At 74.6% G+C, this 2,132-nt stretch carries 4 protein-coding genes and 1 pseudogene; 1 reads left to right on the top strand and 4 read right to left on the bottom strand.

Annotated elements, in window-relative coordinates; translation table 11 throughout:
- The 3 genes and pseudogenes from SACPADRAFT_RS31955 to SACPADRAFT_RS0201805 form a co-directional block, all read right to left on the bottom strand.
- Window positions 1–351 (bottom strand): annotated as a pseudogene (locus SACPADRAFT_RS31955) (Acg family FMN-binding oxidoreductase); the annotation flags it as partial.
- A complete protein-coding gene (locus tag SACPADRAFT_RS0201810; RefSeq protein ID WP_007027384.1) occupies window positions 348–665 on the bottom strand; it encodes a hypothetical protein in 318 nt (105 codons plus the stop codon). The pseudogene SACPADRAFT_RS31955 and the gene SACPADRAFT_RS0201810, both read right to left, overlap by 4 nt.
- 226 nt (window positions 666–891) lie before the next feature.
- The gene (locus SACPADRAFT_RS0201805) at window positions 892–1,137 is read right to left on the bottom strand and encodes a DUF1876 domain-containing protein (protein WP_007027383.1); all 246 of its coding nucleotides are present in this window, start codon (window positions 1,135–1,137) and stop codon (window positions 892–894) included.
- Window positions 1,138–1,411: 274 nt separating this feature from the next.
- Between SACPADRAFT_RS0201805 and SACPADRAFT_RS0201800 the strand changes: the two genes are divergently transcribed.
- Complete coding sequence (locus tag SACPADRAFT_RS0201800; protein ID WP_007027382.1) at window positions 1,412–1,747, top strand: cupin domain-containing protein; 336 nt, start codon at window positions 1,412–1,414, stop codon at window positions 1,745–1,747.
- A gap of 19 nt (window positions 1,748–1,766) precedes the next feature.
- Here the strand turns inward: SACPADRAFT_RS0201800 and SACPADRAFT_RS0201795 are convergent.
- Window positions 1,767–2,132 (bottom strand): hypothetical protein (locus tag SACPADRAFT_RS0201795; RefSeq protein WP_007027381.1); only part of this gene is annotated, 366 nt, incomplete at its 5' end.

The following is a 2,132-nucleotide window of genomic DNA, read 5'->3' as shown; positions in this document are numbered from 1 at the left end:
GGCGGCATGCAGCGCGCGTTCGGTCGCCGTCGGGTCTGCCCGGCCGACGAGGTCGAACCGGACGCGCAGGGTGGGTTCCTCCGGCTCGGGCGCCAGCGTCCGCCGGACCGAACGGCCCACGGCCCGCAGCGCCAGCTCCAGGTTCACCGCGGCGGCCCCGCACGAGATGGTGCGGTCCCGGCCCGTGGGGTCGTGGAACGGCAGCACCACGTCGGTGCGCTCGCTCAGTTCGACCCGGTCGGGCCGCACGCGCAGCGTCCAGGGCTGGGTGTTGAGCACGGACGGCGCCGAGGCGAGAGCCTGCCCGAACAGCTCGGTCTCCCAGCCGGCCGGTGCGTCGACCTCGGTCATACGGCGTCCGTGACGTGTACGCGGGTCCCGTCCGTGGTGCGGTCGGCGTGCGGCTGCCCGGAGAGCATGATGTGGGTCGCCAGGCGCGCGGCCCGGTCGACGGCGCTGTCCACCGCCCGCTCGTCGGTGGCCGATTCGAATCCGCGCAGCAGCGCACCGAACTCGTCACCGAGCCTGCGCACCGCCAGACCGATCATCCGGGGATCGGGCCCCCGGTCGTCCGAGGCGGTGTCCGGGCGCAGCGCGGCGATGACCACGGCGGCCAGCTGTTGGGCCGCCAGCTCGGCCGGGTCGCGGGTGTGGCTCGTCGACATGGGTCCCTCCCCCCGACGGTGTCCTCGGCGAGGTCACCGGCACGGACCGGGCCCGGGCCGACCGGACCGGGTTCCGATCCCGACCCGTCCGGCGGTCACCCGTGTCGGTGCCGTACGGCTTCCGGGGTGATTACCCGACGGTGGCGGGGCACAACCCGAACCGGGGACCTGTCTCCGTCGGTCACCGGCCGGATCCCGGGCGTGTGCCCTCCGCGGGCACGGGTCCCTACTCGGCCAGGTGGGCGGGCTGGTGGGTCACCGATTCGATGTCCTCGGCGGTCGCCTCGATCAACTGGTGCGACAGGTCGGCCAGTGCGCGCGCGACCGCGAGTTCGTCCCCGATCTCGGGGACGTCGGCGTCCCGCGGGTTGCGTCGTGCCACGCCCATACCCCGCCTGGTGGACCCGGAATCGGTGCGCAGGGTCGCCTCGGCCCGGGTACGGTCGTCGTGTTCGTCGACGGCGATCTCCATCGTCCACTTCGCTTGGTGCTGCACGGTCTGCCCCCGTTCTCTCCACGTGGGCGGCGCCGAACGGGCGCGCCCTGACCCCAGTCAAGGATTTCCGCCCCGACCGGGACAAGGGCACTTCGTCCCGGCCCCGCTGCCACCCGGGGCAGGCGGCCGGACCGCGGGGACGGGCACCGCGGTGCCGACCGGGCGTGACGCCGAGGGCCTCTCCCGTGTCGGGACGGGCCGGGCTACGGTGACGGACACCAGCACCGCACCGAGGATGGGAGCGAACACCGTGACCGACCACTCCACCGTCACCGCGACCGGCGCGCTGGCCACCGAACTGCTCGACGAGGCGCGGGCGGCCCACTCCCACCGGACGGCCCGCACGCTGGTGTCCGGCACCACGCTGCGCAGCACCCTGATCGCGATGACCGCCGAGACGGAACTGGCCGAGCACGACTCCCCGAGCGCGGGCACGCTGCACGTGCTCTCGGGCACGGTGCTGCTGCGCACCCCGAGCAGGCAGTGGCAGCTCTCCGACGGTGACCTCGCCACCCTCCCTCCGGAACGGCACTCCGTGCACGCCGTCACCGACGCGGCGATGCTGCTGACGGTCGCGCTGCACTGACGCGCCGGGGCGGACGGGCTCAGCCGTCCGCGTCCCCGTCCGGACGGTCCCCACCCCCGGGGGCGGGGTCGTCGCCACGTTCGCTGCCGACCTCGTCGAGGTCCCGCACGAAATCCACACCGCGCCAGAAGCCGTCGCGCACCGCGAACTTGGCCCGCTCGTCGGACCAGGTGTCCACACCCCGGCGTTCCGCGGTCCGGAGCAGGTCCCGGTCGATCGCGGCGGCGATGCGCGGACGGTCCGGTGCGATCTCGTCGTACTCCTCCGGCAGGGCCCGGCGGCACCAGCGCGTGCCGTAGTCCCGGCCCACCTCGAACGGGTCGGCGGCGTGCCGTGGTGCCGTCACGCCCGTTCCGGGCGCGCGCACACCGGTGCCGCGCACGGA

Source organism: Saccharomonospora iraqiensis subsp. paurometabolica YIM 90007 (assembly GCF_000231035.2).
Lineage (GTDB): Bacteria > Actinomycetota > Actinomycetes > Mycobacteriales > Pseudonocardiaceae > Saccharomonospora > Saccharomonospora paurometabolica.
The sequence above is the reverse complement of the archived record's forward strand: the minus strand, read 5'-3'. Positions and strand labels throughout refer to the sequence as shown.

Coding starts and splice junctions, on each gene's coding strand:
- SACPADRAFT_RS0201810 (WP_007027384.1), bottom strand. CDS start 665: ATGTCGACGAGCCACACCCGCGACCCGGCCGAGCTGGCGGCCCAACAG.
- SACPADRAFT_RS0201805 (WP_007027383.1), bottom strand. CDS start 1,137: ATGGAGATCGCCGTCGACGAACACGACGACCGTACCCGGGCCGAGGCG.